Below are 15,549 nucleotides of genomic sequence, written 5' to 3' on the forward strand. Positions count from 1 at the left end.
TGCAGGTGAAAGACTTCTATGAAAAGACGAAATTTTCTATCCTTGTGTTTGGTATTTTTGTGCAGTTTACTGCTAACGGTCAGTTGCAGCTCGTCGCCTGATGCCTCGTCTGATTCTGAGCCAGTGGTGATTGGTTATAGTAACTGGGCTGGCTGGTGGCCCTGGGCCATTGCCGAGCAAGAAGGGCTATTTGAAAAAAATAAAGCCAATGTCAAGCTCAAGTGGTTTGATAATTACACGACATCCATGGAAGCACTGGCAGCCGGACAACTCGATGGCAATTGCCAGACCCTCAACGATACGATTTCCTTTGCGGGTAGCGCGACCAAAGGGGAGGTTGCAGTCTTGGTCAACGACAACTCTGCGGGAAATGACAAGATTATTGTTGCTGCCGAGATTAACAGCATTCAAGACTTAAAGGGCAAGAAAGTCGCCGTTGAAGAAGGGGTGGTAGATGACTTTTTATTGACCTTGGCCCTAGAAGAAAATGGCATGAAGCGAGACGATGTTGAAATCGTCGGCTTGGAAACGGGTAAAGCGGTGACTGCTTTTGTCGCCGGTAAAGCCGATGCCGTGGGGGCCTTTCCTCCCTTTTGGGCGACGGCCTTACAGCGAGAAGGTAGTAAAGAGCTGATTTCATCCAAGGCATTTCCCGGTGCCATTCCTGACTTGCTGGTGGTGACGCAAGATTTAGTAGATAACCGTCCTGATCAAGTGCAAGCGCTTGTAGATACTTGGTTTGATATCTTGGATTTTATGGAAAAAAATCCGCAAAAGTCAGATGAAATTATGGCCAAGCGGGCAGACATTTCTCTTGAAGAAATGAAGCAATTCAAAGAAGGGACTCGCTTCTTCACCCTTGAAGATAATCTTGAAGCGTTCTCGGACGGTGAAGATATGAAGCATATGCCCTTTGCGGCTAAGCGGATGGCTAAATTTATGGTTGATGTGGGCTTCATAGAAGAAGCACCCGATTTGACCCAAATCCTTGATGATCAATTTGTGAAGGCTTACAAAGCGAAGCAGGCTTAATGCCCAATGTTTTTGGAGCTAGCCAGTTCCAAAGACGTCAGGATTCTCAACCTCACCCACAGCGGTTATGACCTCAGACTTTTCTGCGTCCACTGCAAAAACTCGTCCTCAGCCGGGTGGATTAAAACCCACTATTTTTTGGCGGATTGCTGAAGAGATTCCTGCAAATTTGAAGTGGACCTTAACTGTGGTCTCAATTGCAGCTCCCTTAGGGCTTTGGTGGGGATTATCGAGTTCAGGGGTTGTTAATCCCAAGTTTTTACCGTCCCCTATCACCGTGGGTCAAGCTTTGATTGACCTCCAGACCAATGGCTATCTGATACAAGATACGCTGATGAGCTGTTTTCGGGTTGGGGTTGGCTTTATGCTGGCTGCTCTTATCTCTGCACCCATCGGTGTGGCCATGGGGACATTTACCAGTATTCGGTCTTTATTTGAGCCGATTATTGGTATTGTTCGCTATATGCCTGCGCCCGCGTTTATCCCCCTGCTATTGATCTATTTAGGTGTAGAAGAACTCCCCAAAATTGCGCTGATCTTTATCGGTACTGTGTTTTTCAATATCTTGATGATTATGGACGCAGTGAAGTTTATTCCGAAAGAGTTATTGGAAACGACCTATACCTTGGGAGGAAAACGCCATCAGGTTTTGTTTCAAGTGATTACTCCCTATGTGATCCCCAATATTTTGGATGCTTTCCGAGTAAACATGGCAGCCTCTTGGAATTTAGTCGTGGTGGCTGAGTTGATTGCAGCGGACGAAGGCTTAGGCAAACGCATTGAATTGGCTGAAAAATTCTTTAGGACCGACGATATTTTCGCTTGTCTGATCGTGCTGGGGCTGATTGGGTTTAGTCTAGATTTGTTCTTTCGCTGGCTGCTCCGTTTTTCCTGTCCCTGGGCTATAGACTAACCGATCACCATGCATCTAGAAGTTTCCCATTTGTATAAGCATTTCTCGACCCGTCAGGGAAAGCTGCTTGTGCTTAAAGACATTAATTTACATGTGGAGACGGGCCAGTTTGTCTGTGCAGTGGGAGCATCGGGGTCTGGCAAAACTACCCTTCTCCGCATGGTGGCAGGGTTAGACATGCCCACCTCTGGAAAAATCACGGTCGATGGTCAGCCGGTGATCGGTCCAGGTGCTGATCGTGGCATGGTATTTCAAAGCTACACCCTCTATCCCTGGCTGACTGTCGCCAAGAACGTGGGATTTGGACTCAAACTCCAGGGCGTTGCCCAATCACTGCGCGCTAAACGGGTGGCCGAGTATCTTGACGTGGTGGGTCTGTCTCAGTTTGCTGATGCTTACCCGCGTGAATTGTCAGGCGGGATGAAACAGCGGGTTGCCATTGCTCGGGCACTAGCCTCACAACCTAAGGTGTTACTGATGGACGAGCCGTTTGGGGCTTTGGATGTGCAAACCAAAGAAACGATGCAGCAATTTTTACTCGATTTGTGGCGACGAACGGGCACTAGCATTTTAATGATTACCCATGACGTGGAAGAGGCTATTTTTCTATCGCAGCGTATTTATGTCCTCACTGCTCGCCCGGGTTCTGTTCAACGAGAGATGTTGATTGACCTGCCTGCAGAACGGACTTACACGATCAAGCGTCAGTCGCTCTTTCAGGACTATCGAGATGAAATTATGGATCTATTGCGAGAAAAGCCAGAACTCAAGTCAGTGCTCGATTGACGTTCAGCTATCCAGGTTGCCGTTCCAAAGTGGCTTCCATGGTATTGAGCAGATAGTGATCACTCATCATGCCGCTGGATAGACGATAGATATTATCCGCAATCCGATGAATCGTTTCAAAACCGCTGCGGCGATCGCGATCGCCCAACACCCAAAACCGCTGCACAATGGATTCAGGTCCGATCCAGCCTTCTCCTTCAACTTGGCCTAACTGGCTGTGTTTTAAGACGTAAGTATACCGTTGGTCGTTATTCCCTAAGCGTCCGCGAGACTGCATGATAATTTCTGATTTACCTTGACGTGCCAAGACAGACTCTTCAGGGAACAACAGCTTGGTCGCCATCGTAAACCAGCTGTCACAGTTCCATGCCACTAGGGTCCGGCCATGCACGGTAACAGGGTCTTGGTTTCGTTCCATCCAAGTCCCTTTAAAAGTCCAACGGCCCGCATCTAACAGAAAAGTGTGTGGCACAGTGCCTCGATTCTCTGGCATCTTGTTTAATGTAGGTAAGTCTTTGTCCTTCCCTTAAGATGCCCATTGGGTTAATTGACTGGATCAAGCACAGTGTAATTCTCCTAGAAGAACAGGGCCTTTGGCCCCGGTCACGGTAGGCACATTACCTGCAATTTCAAGCTGTCGCCAATAGGCTAATACTGCAAATGCGATCGCTTCTTTGGCATCAGAATTCAACCCTAAATCATCCGTCGTGAGCACGGTGCTATTGCCTAATCGTTGTTGCAAGCACCGCCGTAAATAACCATTGCGACTGCCACCCCCACAAAGGACCACCTGATCAGGAGGGTGGGGTAAAAACTGGTCATAGTTATAGACAATGGTGGCTGCCGTAAAGTCCGTCAGCGTCGCCAGCATATCGGCAGGACTGAGCTGATACGAATCCGCCGTTTGTAAACAAGTCTGTAAATAATCGGGACTAAATAACTCCCGCCCTGTGGACTTAGGGGGTGGTGCTTGAAAGAAAGGATGCCGTAGCCATTCCTCAATCAAAGGCTGACAAGGATTTCCTTGAGCCGCCCAGGCTCCGTCGGCATCATAGGTCAGTTCTCCCTCAGAAAAGTGAGCAACGGCCAAATCTATCAAGACATTTCCCGGGCCTGTATCCCAGCCTTTAACGCCAATCCCCAGTCGATTCGCATCGGTTAAAGGTGGCAAATAGGTGACATTGCCAATGCCGCCAATATTTTGCACACAGCGATAGAACTCGGGGTGACTGAGTAAGCAAATATCGAGTTTCGAGACCAGGGGAGCCCCCTGGCCCCCTAACGCCATATCGGCCACCCGAAAGTTACTGACGGTATGGACACCCGTTTGGTGGGCAATCACAGCACCACGACCGAGTTGGAGAGTATAGCCCAAGTTCTCCTGCGGAGGCCGATGAAAAACAGTTTGACCGTGGGAGCCGATTAGATCGGCAGTTGCAGAACCATCCGTCTGAATCGACTGGGCAGCTTGGGCAAATTGAGTTGCGATCGCATCATCTAATTCCGCCAATTCCTCGATACTGAGCGGCTCTCCCCCACAGACCGCCAGAATTTGATCTCGGATGGCATCGGGATAGGGATAGGTCTGAGATGCAATTAAATTGACCTGTAAATCCAGTTCTCGGCCAGCAATATCTACAAGGGCCGCATCAATACCATCCACGGAGGTACCGCTCATCAAGCCAATTACGTGCATGGTTACCCTGCTCCCAAAGAACGTAGAACACTGAGGACGTTGTTGTAATCATCGGTGCGGCCTTGCTTAGCATAGAGATCTGCCGCTCTTCTCAGATCAGTAATGGCATCTTGCCGCTTGTTTTGGACCGAGTAGAGTAAGCCTCGTTTGTAGTAGTCTTCCGCCGCATCCGGCTTCAGACGAATGGCCTCATTCAAATCGCTTAAGGCCCCATCCAAATCCTGAAGCTGAACTCGGGCGCTAGCACGGTTGGAGAAAGCCGCTTGGCTGCGAATCTCGCTGTTGCGATCCGCATTAATTTTGATGGTGCGTCCATAATCTTGGATGGCGTTTTCATACTGTTTTAAGCGCAGGCGAATATTGCCGCGCAGGGTGTACAAGGCAGCACTACTGGGGTTAATTTCTAACCCTTTGGTGCAGTCATCTAAGGCTCGCTGCAGTTCATTCAGAGAGAAGAGGGCACCGCAGCGGTTGTTCAGCACAAAGGGATCATTGGGGTTAATGGCGATGGCCCGATCGTAATCTTTCAGGGCCCCTTCGAAATCAGATTTTCCGCTTTGGTAAGCCCGCAGCTCACCCCTTAGCAAGTAGGCATTGGTGGCATTGGGATTTGTTTCAAGAGCTTGATCAAAGGCTTTGCGGGCTTGCTCCGTTTTGCCCTGCTCATAAAAGACGCTGCCTAGATTGGTATGGGCTCGGGTCAGCTTGGGGTTAATGCTCAGGGCCTGATTGTAATCTGCGATCGCATCTTGTTTCCGATCTAGCCTGGATTTAGCATAGCCCCGACTCGAATATTCTTTGGCTGTCCGTACGGGTCGTTCTAGAGCTCTTTCCCAGTCTCGCTTGGCGCCATCCCGATCTCCCAGAATGGAGCGATAGCTGCCGCGAATCACATGGGCCGACAAATGGCTATCGTCAGCTTGAATTGCCTTATCCAGTTCTTTGACGGCGGCTTCTAACTTCCCCTGGGTGAAGAAGACCGTCGCTAAGTTGATATAGCCCTGGGGCTGATCCGGTTGGAGACGAATCGCCTGACGATAATCGGCAATGGCCTCTTTATATTGGCCAATCTCCACTTGGGTATCTCCCCGATGGTTATAAGCTTCCGTATCCTTGGGGTCGATTTTCAGGGCTTCGTTATAGTCTGCGATCGCAGCTTGGTATTCCCCCGTGGCAAAACTGATTTCGCCTCGCTCTCGATAGGCTGCTGCCGTTTTGGGCTGTTGCTGGATCAAACGATCGAACTGAGTCATCGCTTCCGAATATTTGCCAATTTCAGCATAAGTTTCACCCAGTTTCAGGGCTGCTTCTGTGTAATCTTTTTTCAGCTCTAGCGCCTGCTCAAAATTCTCAGTCGCAGATTGCCAATTGCCCGATTGGGCCGCCTGTTGACCCCAAAAATAATGCCATTGGGGCCGGAAGAAGAAAAAGAGACTGGTCGATGCGATTGCAACCCCGCTCGCCGTCAACCCGATCCATATCCACAAACGGTTGCCTAGTTTGCCCTTGGGTACAGGTAAGCTGTTGGCTAATGACTTACGGGCGGTAGATAAGGATTGATCCCCGGATGATGGTTGAGACAATACCGTACTGGCTTGGGTCACGGACTGCAACGCAGTTCGCATAGCCGCAACCGTAGCAAATCGATGCTTTGGATGGGGCTTAACCAATTGATCCACCAAACTTTTAAAGGGAGCGCTCAGGTGCTCACAATCCTGCTTCCACAGCAATCGCCCGGTTGTGCTGTTCGTCTCAAACTCATCGGGGAATTTCCCCGTTAGCAAATAAATTGCCGTTAAACCCAAGCTATACAGATCGCTGGCAAAGGTAGGACGTCCCGCTGCTTGTTCTCTAGGCATAAAACCAAGAGTACCGATCACAATCGATCGGCTGGGCTGCCCCTGAGCATTGATCTGAGTTGCCATCACCTCCTTGACAGCACCAAAGTCAATCAGACACGGCTGCTGGTCGGCGTTACGGACAATAATATTGTCTGGTTTTATATCCCGATGGATAATGTTATGTCCATGAATGTAATTCAGTACATTCAAAATCTGATAGAGCAGCTTAATCACATCTGCTTCGTTCAGCGGACCTTGAGTTTTGACCCGTTCCGTAAGGGTCTGACCTTCAATCCATTCCTGCACTAGATTGAACCGCCCCGCTTCCTCAAAATAGGCAAACAGACCAGGAATTTGTGGATGGCCTTGACCAATGCGCTCCAAAATGGCTGCTTCCCGTTGAAATCGTTCCAGGACGATCTTCTGAACCCGATCGTTATTGAGAACGGGTTTAAGTTGCTTAATCACACAAAATCGCCGAGATGGCATCTGCACATCTTCAGCTAAGAACGTTTTACCAAATCCCCCCTCATTTAATGCCTTCAGGATCCGATAACGGCCATTGACAAGTCCTTCCATTTATTCCGTGATGTGCGGTATTCGTCTAAAAAAGCAAGATAAACCCTTTAATCTCATGCCGCTAGGGTAACCTGCAATCGCTTCTGTTGGCGCAAATAGCCATGTAAAATTTCAGCATCCATGCCGTGCAACATTAGCCGAAAGCCAGCATGCAAGGTAATCAGCGGAATACAGGGATGGCGATTGTTGACTAAACTTAAGGCCATCGGATCTTGTAATAACTTGCTAATGTAAATGGCAATGGTTTCATCCAACTGTAGCGAATTGGTGGCTCGCCAGAAGTCGTGATCGGATAAGAATAAGGCATAAACCGGCGTATATACCTCAATTGCCGACTGTAAATCCACAAAATTTGTCCATCGTTGACGCCCGGGGTTAATTTCAAACTCGCCGTCCGTAATCGCATCGAAGTTCAGTCTTGGCGGCGCTTCGAGGGTGCGATTCTCAGCCTTTAGCTTTTGATTCAGCTCAATAATAAAGTTGTAAATATTCAAATCATGAATCAAGAAGGTATTGTCTTTTAAATCTTCTAGGCAGGTGGGACGTAAGGATTGGGTAGACGTGATCTCGACTCCAGCGTTATCCGCAATAAATCTCAGAATCTCCGTCCCAATCACGAAGTGCCGCAAAATTAGATAGTTGCTATCGGGCGTCACAAAATACTTCAATCCCCAGTAAATCAGCTGGTGTAGCAGCCTCGATGAGCTTAACCATTCCGGGATCACAATCCGTAGCAGCTTCACCCCCACGATCATCAGCTTGGCAAAGGGACGAACTAAGGGCAAAAAGATCCGGCGGGAGCGGCTATTATGCCCCCGGAGTAGGGCTCGCTTGGATTCATCATGGAGGGGCAGACTCGCATCTATATAAAGCGCCAACCAAGGATTGGGGTCTTTAATATTAACGATTTGTTGATCAAACTCTGTCTGCCAACTCATCAATACTGTCCTAGTTCTTCAAGCTGTAAGAGGTATAGCCGAGCAGTGACTTTGGCGGTGCGAACAATCGCTTCATCCATTCCTGTTATATCCAAAATTGAACTCGCCAGCAGGGCTTCCAGTTCCTGGAGGTGATCTTCGTCATGGGCCGCATGGTAGCGATAGAACATTAGCTGATCGGGATGGGTGATTAAGGGGTTTTCTGCTAAGGCATTGGCAAAGGTTTGGGCGAAGCGCTTGCCTAAACCCTCGATAATAAACATGGCTCCTAATAGGTCGAAGGGGTTGGGCTGCGAAGCTCGCTGATACATCCAGGCAGACAGGGCTTCCGAACCAATATTTTTGCGAGCACTGATCAACGCTTCTTTTTTGCCCCCAGATGCCAGATAGCTCTTCTCTAACATTTGATAGTCGAGATGTTCCGTGGCCGCATGGCGGATAAAGACGGAACGCTGATCTAGATAGGGGGCTGTAATTGAAGAGGCAGCGCGGCTAATCCAGCCACTGCCTTCCACCACTTGCTGGTAATGGTCGCTAATTAAGGTGAGATAATCCGCCAACCGCAGCTGCTGCTGCATGGCCCGAGCTACAATCGGCACTTTCAGTAACCGACTTTCAAAATCCGCCCACACCATGGTGAGTTGCCGGAGTACGCGTTGAGCCTGGGTAACGTTGCTCTGAAGTCGAGGTTGAGTTTGCATGGGGTCACACCACGGTTAAATGCATAAAGGCGGCAATACAGCGACCGCTTTCCGGGACAAAACATAACACTGTTTGACCGGGCTGGAGGGCGTGTTGTCGGACTAGCTCTTCCAGCATGATAAAGATGGATGCAGTGCCAGTATTGCCATAGCGCTCCAGATTATTACACCACTTCTCTTCCGCAATCATGGCCCCTGTGCGGCGCAGCAACCGCTTCATTTCTTCACCCAGCGAGTGGGACGAGTAGTGAGGTAAAAAATAACCAATAGCGTTAGGATCGAGATCGTATTTCTCTAGCAGTTCCAGATAGTAGCCCACCCAAACCGGAAACATGGCGTAGAGAATCTCAAAGTCTTGTTTGAGTGCGATCGCACCGGCTGCATAGGCAGACTGGGGAGACTCGTATACTCCCCATCCGAAATCATCCGCCCCGGTATTGCTCTTGGCCCCCGCATACATACAGGGCGGAAACCGATCGGCAAAGGACTTAAATTGAATCCAATCAATCCGTAAGGACACCCCATCCGGTTTTGGGTTAGGCTCTAGGACCACAGCCCCGGCACCATCAGAGAGCGTCCATCGCAGAAACTCAATCTGCGGGTCCGGTTTGGCATCTTGATCATAAAAAGGCTGATACACTGCTGGTCGAAACCAGCGACTGGCAAATTCACTGCCACTCGCCACCGCCAGTTGGGATTCACCCACTTTGACATTCAGCCAGGCATTTTTGACAGCCATCAGACTGCTGGCACAAACACTCTGAAACGAGACAATCGCTAAGGGAGGAATGTTCAACTCAGCATGAACGGCACTGGCAAATCCAGGAACCAGGTAATCTCCTTGAGTGGTACTCGTCGCTAGTAGATCCACCTGCTCTGGCTGGCAGCGAGCCTGCTTCAGCGCATCTTGGATGGCATGGGCTGCCATCTCTGCATTGGTATAGCGATAGCCCCCCTTCGCATCTAGGGCATAAAAGCGATGCTTAATCCCATTTTTGCGTAAGATCGCTGCTCCTAAGGCTGAACTCCGCTTGCTAATGCTGCCGATATACGCCGTCATATTTGCGTTGGCAACGGGTTCTCCAGGCAGAAATTTGCCGACGCCAGTAATGTAGCCTGCATCAAGAGATGGCATGGGAAAGGTGAACTGGGATGTGAACAGGTATCGATAAAAAGTGCAGTCATGGCACCTTGCCCCTGAATCATAGCTTGTCGGTGCTATGCTGCTGCCCTATTGAATGGGGACTGTGATGAAGATGGAGTCATTCAGGAGCCCCACAACCGCCAGGAGAAATATACCGACGAGATTTTAGGCAGCAAAATGGGAATTTCTATCAGATTGACGAGATTAGTGCTGACTGTACGGTTAGAAGCTGCTGCAATATCTTTAATCCATTAATCTCTCTAAAAAACGACCTAATCCACGCTTGTTAAGAGATTTGCCGAGAACTACCTATAACTTTGGCACGAAGGAGGGCATACTAATTTCATCAATGTTTGTAAGGGATTTGGCCTGCTGACTGCCTCCTTCAAGGAGGCTTTTGTCAAGCATAAAGTAATCTTAAATTCTGCAACACTTGAGCGGTTGGGGGAACCTGTATCACATTGCAGTGGGCCATTACTATTTCGGCCATTGAGTCATGTTCTCTTTCAATAAGTTTGGTAGCAGTGTTTTTTCAAAGATTCTTTCGTCAACCCCAACACGCCTCCAATGCGACCTCTTCTGAGAATTTAGAAGCGAAGCTAGCCCAGTCTGACCAGGCGATTGCCCATGGCACGGATAATAACGAAATTTGGTTTGGGCGAGGATGTATTCAAATTAAGCTTAAAGCTTACCAAGAGGCCATTCGTAGCTTCGACCGAGCTTTAGCCCATCGGCCTGACCACCTCGACAGTTGGCAATGTCTTGCGTTGGCCTATTGTCAGCTTGGGCTGTACGAAGAAGCTGTGAGCAGCTATGAGCAAGCGTTGAAGATCGGAGGGGTCCCCTCTCAAGATTGGTATTTTCACGGCACCCTATTGGCCCAATTGGATCGCTACGAAGAGGCGATTGGGAGTTATGAACAAGCGTTAATCCAAAGCCCTGATCATCCATTGATTTGGTATGACCGGGGGATTGCTTTATCCTGGCTAGGGCAACTTGAAGATGCGATCGCAAGTTACGATCAGGCTCTCAATCTAGACTCCAATCTCCATCAGGCCTGGTTTCGGCGTGGCCTAGCTTTCAATCAACGCCAAAACTATTCCCAAGCCTTACGGTCTTTTGATAAAGCCTTAGCGATTGAGGCGAAGAGTGCTGAAGTATGGGCTGCTAAGGGCTTGGCGCTCCTCCAACTGCAGCAGTACGAAGAGGCTATTACCGCCCATGAAAAAGCGATCAAACTCAATGCCCAGGATGATCAAGTTTGGTACAACAAGGCCTGCTGCCATGCCCATCGCCAACAGCTAGACAAAGCCCTTTACAGCCTCAGGCAAGCCATGGAACTCAATCCAGAGGCCATCCGTGAACTCGCTAGCACGGATCCTGACCTCCAGATCTTGCATCAGCAACCCACCTTTCAAAAACTTCTGGCAGCTTAATTTTCAGGACTCATAATTCTCATAAAACCTTCATGGATGATTCAGCCAATCAGATGAATTTACCTAGATAGTCATCATTCCAGCTTCAGATACCCCTCGTACATTGGAGGCAATGAAGTTGGAGACCAAACATGAAACGCACGACTCGCACCGCCTTATCACTCTTAACCAGCCTGACCCTCCACAGCATTGGCTTTACGGCACCCACACTTGCTGAAACCATCACCCGTGGCCCTAATTTTGCGGCCCATCCGGTTAAAGCAGCCCCCATTCCTGTAGATGCCCAAGTTCAAAAGACCACTGCAGACACCTTGGTTCCTAGTGTGGTGACTAAAGGATCGAATGGTGCAGCCCACCTTGCCCAGCCTGAATCTGTTCGCAAAACGTCTGCCCAGCCTTCAGGGACTCCAAATATCATCACTCGTGGTCCCAATAGTGCAGCTCATATTTTGAACTAAGCACCATGGTATTCAGGGTGACAGACTGCGACGGCAATATCACCACACGGGTCGCTTACGAAAAGTAAACGACCCCTTTTGAAGTGCAAGTGATTTTCCACTGTGAAAGTCGCTGCATCCATCTTCATTAGATCTCTACTACCAAGAAATTTCTTGGTAGTAGGCTTTATTCTTCTCAGTCATAATGAACGCCAGGCCTCCTACTTATTCAGGGTTTGAGGTCGCGGATTGCTTCAGATAGTTCAAGAACCAATTCACCGCCGTTGCCCGTCGAGTCCGGCGGGGGTTCAGTTCATCGACGGTGTAGCCACCAAAGCCCAATTCTTCTTTTAGCAATTGCTTGTTTTCTTTGGGAATGGAACGGGTGAGCTTGATTGTGGCAGGACGACTGCCAATAAAGTCAGGTGGTTCAGGGTAGATCTCTGCCCACATCTCATCAACTTGTGAGACCTCCCATTGTTGAGTCGCTGGATCATAGCGATATCCCAAGTGATACCAAAGCATTTGATTCACTATTTCATCGGCAATCTTCTCTTCCAAGATCGCCCAAAACGTTTCCGAAGTCAGTTCAGGTAGGTCTGCAGACATAGATTACTGTTGAGTGGTGCGCTGAAGGAGCCAAAGCGAAGCCACCAGCCCTGCGAGTTGGCCAGCAATGGTATTGATACAAGCCTGAATCACAAATAGATCAATGGGTTCAACCAGTTGATTGGGGTTGAGGCTAAACACAGCTACGCCCTGGGAGATGGCCTTGCCAATAATGGCCCCCACAAACCACTCACCCCCGATTACGGTGACTAAAATACCCACAAGATCCGTGAGTACAACCATTTTGAGCAATCGGAGCGTACTGGCTTTGGAGGGCACATCACCCGATGGGGCCAAGAATCGCCGTCCCCAGCGGGTATAGCGAAAACTCCAGAACACGCTTACCCCCAGAAGCAAGATGCCCCCGACGGTGAAGAATAAGCCTAAACCACTGATGGTGTTGCTGGCTTGATTGGGATTCCCCGCTCGGCTCAAAGACGCAAACAGGACTGTCACCCCCGAAATAATCCCCAAAACCGCCTTGATCCAAAAGCTAATCCAGCCGACGATGCGGAACGACCCCCCCAAGTTCTTGAAATTGGGAGCCCGGGATAGAGAATCAGACGGTCGGGTCATTCAGGGTTAATCCGGTAAGTCATATTGACTAACAATGCGCTTTGCGTACTCAGGCACGTGGGCATCTACCTTATCAGGGTAGTTACGCTTCACGTAGAGATAGTTACGGGTAAAGTGCGAATCAATCGAGAACCGCGCATATTCTAAACCTCGGGGGCCAATCTTGTCGATCACCACACCCATCAATTTGGCTGCCCACATGGGTAAAGTAACTCCTTTGTCATAGGCCGGGATGCTGTTTTGCACTGCCGCATGGCGATCGCCTTCAGACATCACAGGCTGAGTCTCCAGTTGATCCATCACCAAATCCAGCATCTCCTGCCCCGTCTCGTTACGAACCACCAGCCACTGCCAGCCAAAAGGAGAGCCCATATAGCCCACCACTAGATCAGCTAGAGAGTTGGTGTAATCAAAACAGCTCATACACGAGGGAGCAAAAATATCCTTGAGCTTATTGGTCTTCAGGCCAAAGAAGGGTACTGTCTCAATCGAGCCATCTTCATGCTTAAAGTGGATGCGGAAGTCCTGCATAAATTCGTAGTGGACCACCGTATCTGGAGATCGGCTAGTCGTTTCTAAAAAGGTTTGCAACCCCGCTCGATTCACATTGTCCACACAGGGTGTCCCCAGGACGTAGAGCTTCTCCAGCCCTAAACTATCTTGCACCGACCGTAGCGCTTGGGTTTGACATCCCACCCCAATCACACAGAGACGCTTCATCCCGGACTGTTCGATCTGCTCCAAGACCGAGAGATTGGGGGAGAGGGTCGGCTTGTTGACCCGTGCTGCCAGCACTTCTTCCGGAGTCCGGGCGATAATCGGTTTGGGTTGAAACCGATCTTCATCCGTATTTTGAATACAAACGACCCCCTCGACTTTGCCCTGCTTCAGCATTTCCATACCGATGGTGCTGACAATCCCCGTCCATTGGGCACCGGGGATCGGCTCGACCTTGCGGGCCGTCATCATTTGAGTACTGACCCCAAAATACCAATCGTCCTCATTATTCAAGTCACGGCTGCGGCCATGGGCTTTCTCTTCTAGCTCAGTCACCTGCTGATTGAGGAAGGCACAGGCTTCTTTGACGTAGTGAATATAGTAGGTATCACATAGCCCGCACTCACTACAGAGTTCTTTTGCTGGTCGGCGACTCGTAGATTTGAGGGCTTTGGCTTTTTTATGGGGTTGTACCGCAGTCATAGTTAAGGTAGGGGTCAGTACCTTGCTTCAGGGGACTGAACTTAGGGGTTATTCAACATTCCGATTGTAAACAGTTTCGGGGTCGTGGCCAAAACCCCACTCTGTTTTTCTGCTATGGCTGGATAGCGGTCAATCGTTATGGGCATGATCAAACTCATAAACATAAAACAGGCGGCTGAAGCGCTGCAGTAAATAGCCACCTATGGCGAAGGTCACACTACAGAACACTAACTCCCAAAACTCTAGTGGGGGAGCCATTAAGAATAAAGAGGCATCTGGGTGAGTGAGCGCGTATAGAGCTTGCGATCGCGCATCCAGCATCACCGCCAACCCAAAACACACCACGGCGCTAATCCATGCCACCCTTTTTGTCTGCTGAATACGCTTTAAGGCGGTACGGCACACTTGGCAATCTTTGGTGTGAGTCTGCCAAATATCGAACAGCTGTTCTTTATCTCGCTGAGGGGGAGGCAGTTGAGCATCACACTGCCAGGGGATGCCCCCGCCTGCCCGAGTCTTGATCCATTGCCGCAGGGCAATCACCATCTTGTCTTGCGGATTAGGTGTATAAACGTTCTCTAACCAACTTCCCTGCTCTTGGTGCCCCATTCGTTGCTCTTGGTAGTGCAGGAATACTAAGTCTTGATGGAGGAACAACGGCGCTAAAACATGTCCTAACCACACCGGCATCGGCCAAGCAAAGAAGCCAAATCCAGGCGGCGTTTTGCCGTCCTTATCTTTAACTAAGATCTGACAACCAATATGACGGCACCAACCCGGACGCGTTGGGCTAGCATAGAGGGCCAGAATCATCTTCCCTCCGCCTTTGTAGGTTGATTCAGCCCGCATATGACACGGCGGCTGAAAGTCATGAATCGCTTGTTTGAGCATGCCGGATACGGGTTGGATATCATGGGCAAACCCTTCCTGTGTGGACATCTCACGCACAGTGTTCATGGTGAAATAGTTGGCATCCCGATAGCGATTGCCCATAATGCCGTGATGAGAGACGGGGACATGGGCTGGGTCAGCAACATTTTCCATAAAGAAGTCCCAGCCATAGGGCAGATCCCGCACATACCAGAACAGTTTAACGACTCGATCAGACCGTTCTTCTAGCTCAGGAATAAGCCGTGGAGATCGTTCCTGGCTCAGGGAATGCGATGTTTCGCTGGCATCAGGCCAGACCCAAATTAACCCTTGCTGAACTTGAGTCGGATATGCGATCGCACAAGATCGCGAATTGGCCCGATGCTGTTTAGCCGTCTCTAAATCGAAACTTTGGGGAATATCTAAACAGTGCCCATCCGCATCAAATCGCCAGGCATGATACGCACACATCAAGGTGCCATCCACTTCGAGCCGCCCTTCCGATAGCGGCGCGAGGCGGTGAGGACAGCGATCTTCAAAACAGTGCCATTTTCCCTGCTGATCATGCCAAATCACCAGCTCTTTTCCCAACAATTGAATAGCGTGGGGACTTTTCAGATCTAGAAAGTCAACCACCGCCACGGGATACCACTGTTGGGTCCATTGAAATTGCTCCGGTGCAGCGAGGGGAGGCTCTGCTGCTGCCTGGGGCGGTGTGGTCTCTACCGGTTGGGACGGGGTGGATTGTTCCTCAAGGAACAGTCGGTTTTGAGTCGTCACTGCCTTAACGA

Annotated in this window: 15 protein-coding genes; 5 read left to right on the forward strand and 10 right to left on the reverse strand. The window is 49.7% G+C overall.

Features of this window, described 5'->3' with window-relative positions:
• The first annotated feature begins 18 nt into the window (after positions 1 to 18).
• From Q0991_RS07300 to Q0991_RS07310, 3 genes are all read left to right on the forward strand, one after another.
• On the forward strand, positions 19 to 1,032 hold the full coding sequence (locus Q0991_RS07300) for an ABC transporter substrate-binding protein (RefSeq protein ID WP_299486884.1): 1,014 nt from the start codon (positions 19 to 21) through the stop codon (positions 1,030 to 1,032).
• Positions 1,033 to 1,099: 67 nt separating this feature from the next.
• Positions 1,100 to 1,945: an ABC transporter permease gene (locus Q0991_RS07305; RefSeq protein ID WP_299486886.1), complete on the forward strand. Its 846-nt coding sequence runs from the start codon at positions 1,100 to 1,102 to the stop codon at positions 1,943 to 1,945.
• 9 nt (positions 1,946 to 1,954) lie between these two features.
• On the forward strand, positions 1,955 to 2,731 hold the full coding sequence (locus Q0991_RS07310) for an ABC transporter ATP-binding protein (RefSeq protein ID WP_299486889.1): 777 nt from the start codon (positions 1,955 to 1,957) through the stop codon (positions 2,729 to 2,731).
• Between the two features lie 7 nt (positions 2,732 to 2,738).
• On the opposite strand, the gene Q0991_RS07315 is transcribed toward Q0991_RS07310, so the two are convergent.
• From Q0991_RS07315 to Q0991_RS07340, 6 genes are all read right to left on the reverse strand, one after another.
• The gene (locus tag Q0991_RS07315; RefSeq protein ID WP_299486891.1) at positions 2,739 to 3,224 is read right to left on the reverse strand and encodes a hypothetical protein; all 486 of its coding nucleotides are present in this window, start codon (positions 3,222 to 3,224) and stop codon (positions 2,739 to 2,741) included.
• Between the two features lie 63 nt (positions 3,225 to 3,287).
• The gene (locus tag Q0991_RS07320; RefSeq protein WP_299486892.1) at positions 3,288 to 4,427 is read right to left on the reverse strand and encodes an anhydro-N-acetylmuramic acid kinase; all 1,140 of its coding nucleotides are present in this window, start codon (positions 4,425 to 4,427) and stop codon (positions 3,288 to 3,290) included.
• A gap of 2 nt (positions 4,428 to 4,429) precedes the next feature.
• Positions 4,430 to 6,847 carry a serine/threonine-protein kinase gene (locus tag Q0991_RS07325; RefSeq protein WP_299486893.1) on the reverse strand — a complete coding sequence of 806 codons (2,418 nt, stop codon included), beginning with the start codon at positions 6,845 to 6,847 and terminating at the stop codon, positions 4,430 to 4,432.
• 53 nt (positions 6,848 to 6,900) lie between these two features.
• A complete protein-coding gene (locus Q0991_RS07330) occupies positions 6,901 to 7,785 on the reverse strand; it encodes a hypothetical protein (protein WP_299486896.1) in 885 nt (294 codons plus the stop codon).
• On the reverse strand, positions 7,785 to 8,486 hold the full coding sequence (locus Q0991_RS07335) for an iron-containing redox enzyme family protein (protein ID WP_299486897.1): 702 nt from the start codon (positions 8,484 to 8,486) through the stop codon (positions 7,785 to 7,787). Before Q0991_RS07335 ends, Q0991_RS07330 begins: the two co-directional genes overlap by 1 nt.
• A gap of 4 nt (positions 8,487 to 8,490) precedes the next feature.
• On the reverse strand, positions 8,491 to 9,621 hold the full coding sequence (locus Q0991_RS07340; protein ID WP_299486899.1) for a beta-ketoacyl-ACP synthase III: 1,131 nt from the start codon (positions 9,619 to 9,621) through the stop codon (positions 8,491 to 8,493).
• A gap of 533 nt (positions 9,622 to 10,154) precedes the next feature.
• On the opposite strand from Q0991_RS07340, the gene Q0991_RS07345 reads away from it, so the two are divergent.
• Entirely contained in the window at positions 10,155 to 11,066 is a 912-nt protein-coding gene (locus tag Q0991_RS07345; RefSeq protein WP_299486901.1) for a tetratricopeptide repeat protein, read from the forward strand.
• A 131-nt stretch (positions 11,067 to 11,197) separates the two neighbouring features.
• On the forward strand, positions 11,198 to 11,524 hold the full coding sequence (locus tag Q0991_RS07350) for a hypothetical protein (RefSeq protein WP_299486904.1): 327 nt from the start codon (positions 11,198 to 11,200) through the stop codon (positions 11,522 to 11,524).
• Positions 11,525 to 11,728: 204 nt separating this feature from the next.
• On the opposite strand, the gene Q0991_RS07355 is transcribed toward Q0991_RS07350, so the two are convergent.
• The 4 genes from Q0991_RS07355 to Q0991_RS07370 all read right to left on the reverse strand — a co-directional run bounded on the left by Q0991_RS07355 (position 11,729) and on the right by Q0991_RS07370 (position 15,538).
• On the reverse strand, positions 11,729 to 12,112 hold the full coding sequence (locus Q0991_RS07355; protein WP_299486905.1) for a DUF1823 family protein: 384 nt from the start codon (positions 12,110 to 12,112) through the stop codon (positions 11,729 to 11,731).
• A gap of 3 nt (positions 12,113 to 12,115) precedes the next feature.
• Positions 12,116 to 12,688, reverse strand: coding sequence for a DUF3611 family protein (locus Q0991_RS07360; protein WP_299486907.1), 573 nt, complete (start codon positions 12,686 to 12,688; stop codon positions 12,116 to 12,118).
• A 6-nt stretch (positions 12,689 to 12,694) separates the two neighbouring features.
• The gene (locus Q0991_RS07365) at positions 12,695 to 13,888 is read right to left on the reverse strand and encodes a Coenzyme F420 hydrogenase/dehydrogenase, beta subunit C-terminal domain (RefSeq protein ID WP_299486908.1); all 1,194 of its coding nucleotides are present in this window, start codon (positions 13,886 to 13,888) and stop codon (positions 12,695 to 12,697) included.
• 129 nt (positions 13,889 to 14,017) lie between these two features.
• Entirely contained in the window at positions 14,018 to 15,538 is a 1,521-nt protein-coding gene (locus Q0991_RS07370; RefSeq protein ID WP_366524913.1) for a Rieske 2Fe-2S domain-containing protein, read from the reverse strand.
• Between the last annotated feature and the right edge of the window lie 11 nt (positions 15,539 to 15,549).

The sequence above is a fragment of the Acaryochloris sp. IP29b_bin.137 genome (assembly GCF_028285745.1).
In the GTDB taxonomy this organism is placed as follows: Bacteria; Cyanobacteriota; Cyanobacteriia; order Thermosynechococcales; family Thermosynechococcaceae; genus Acaryochloris.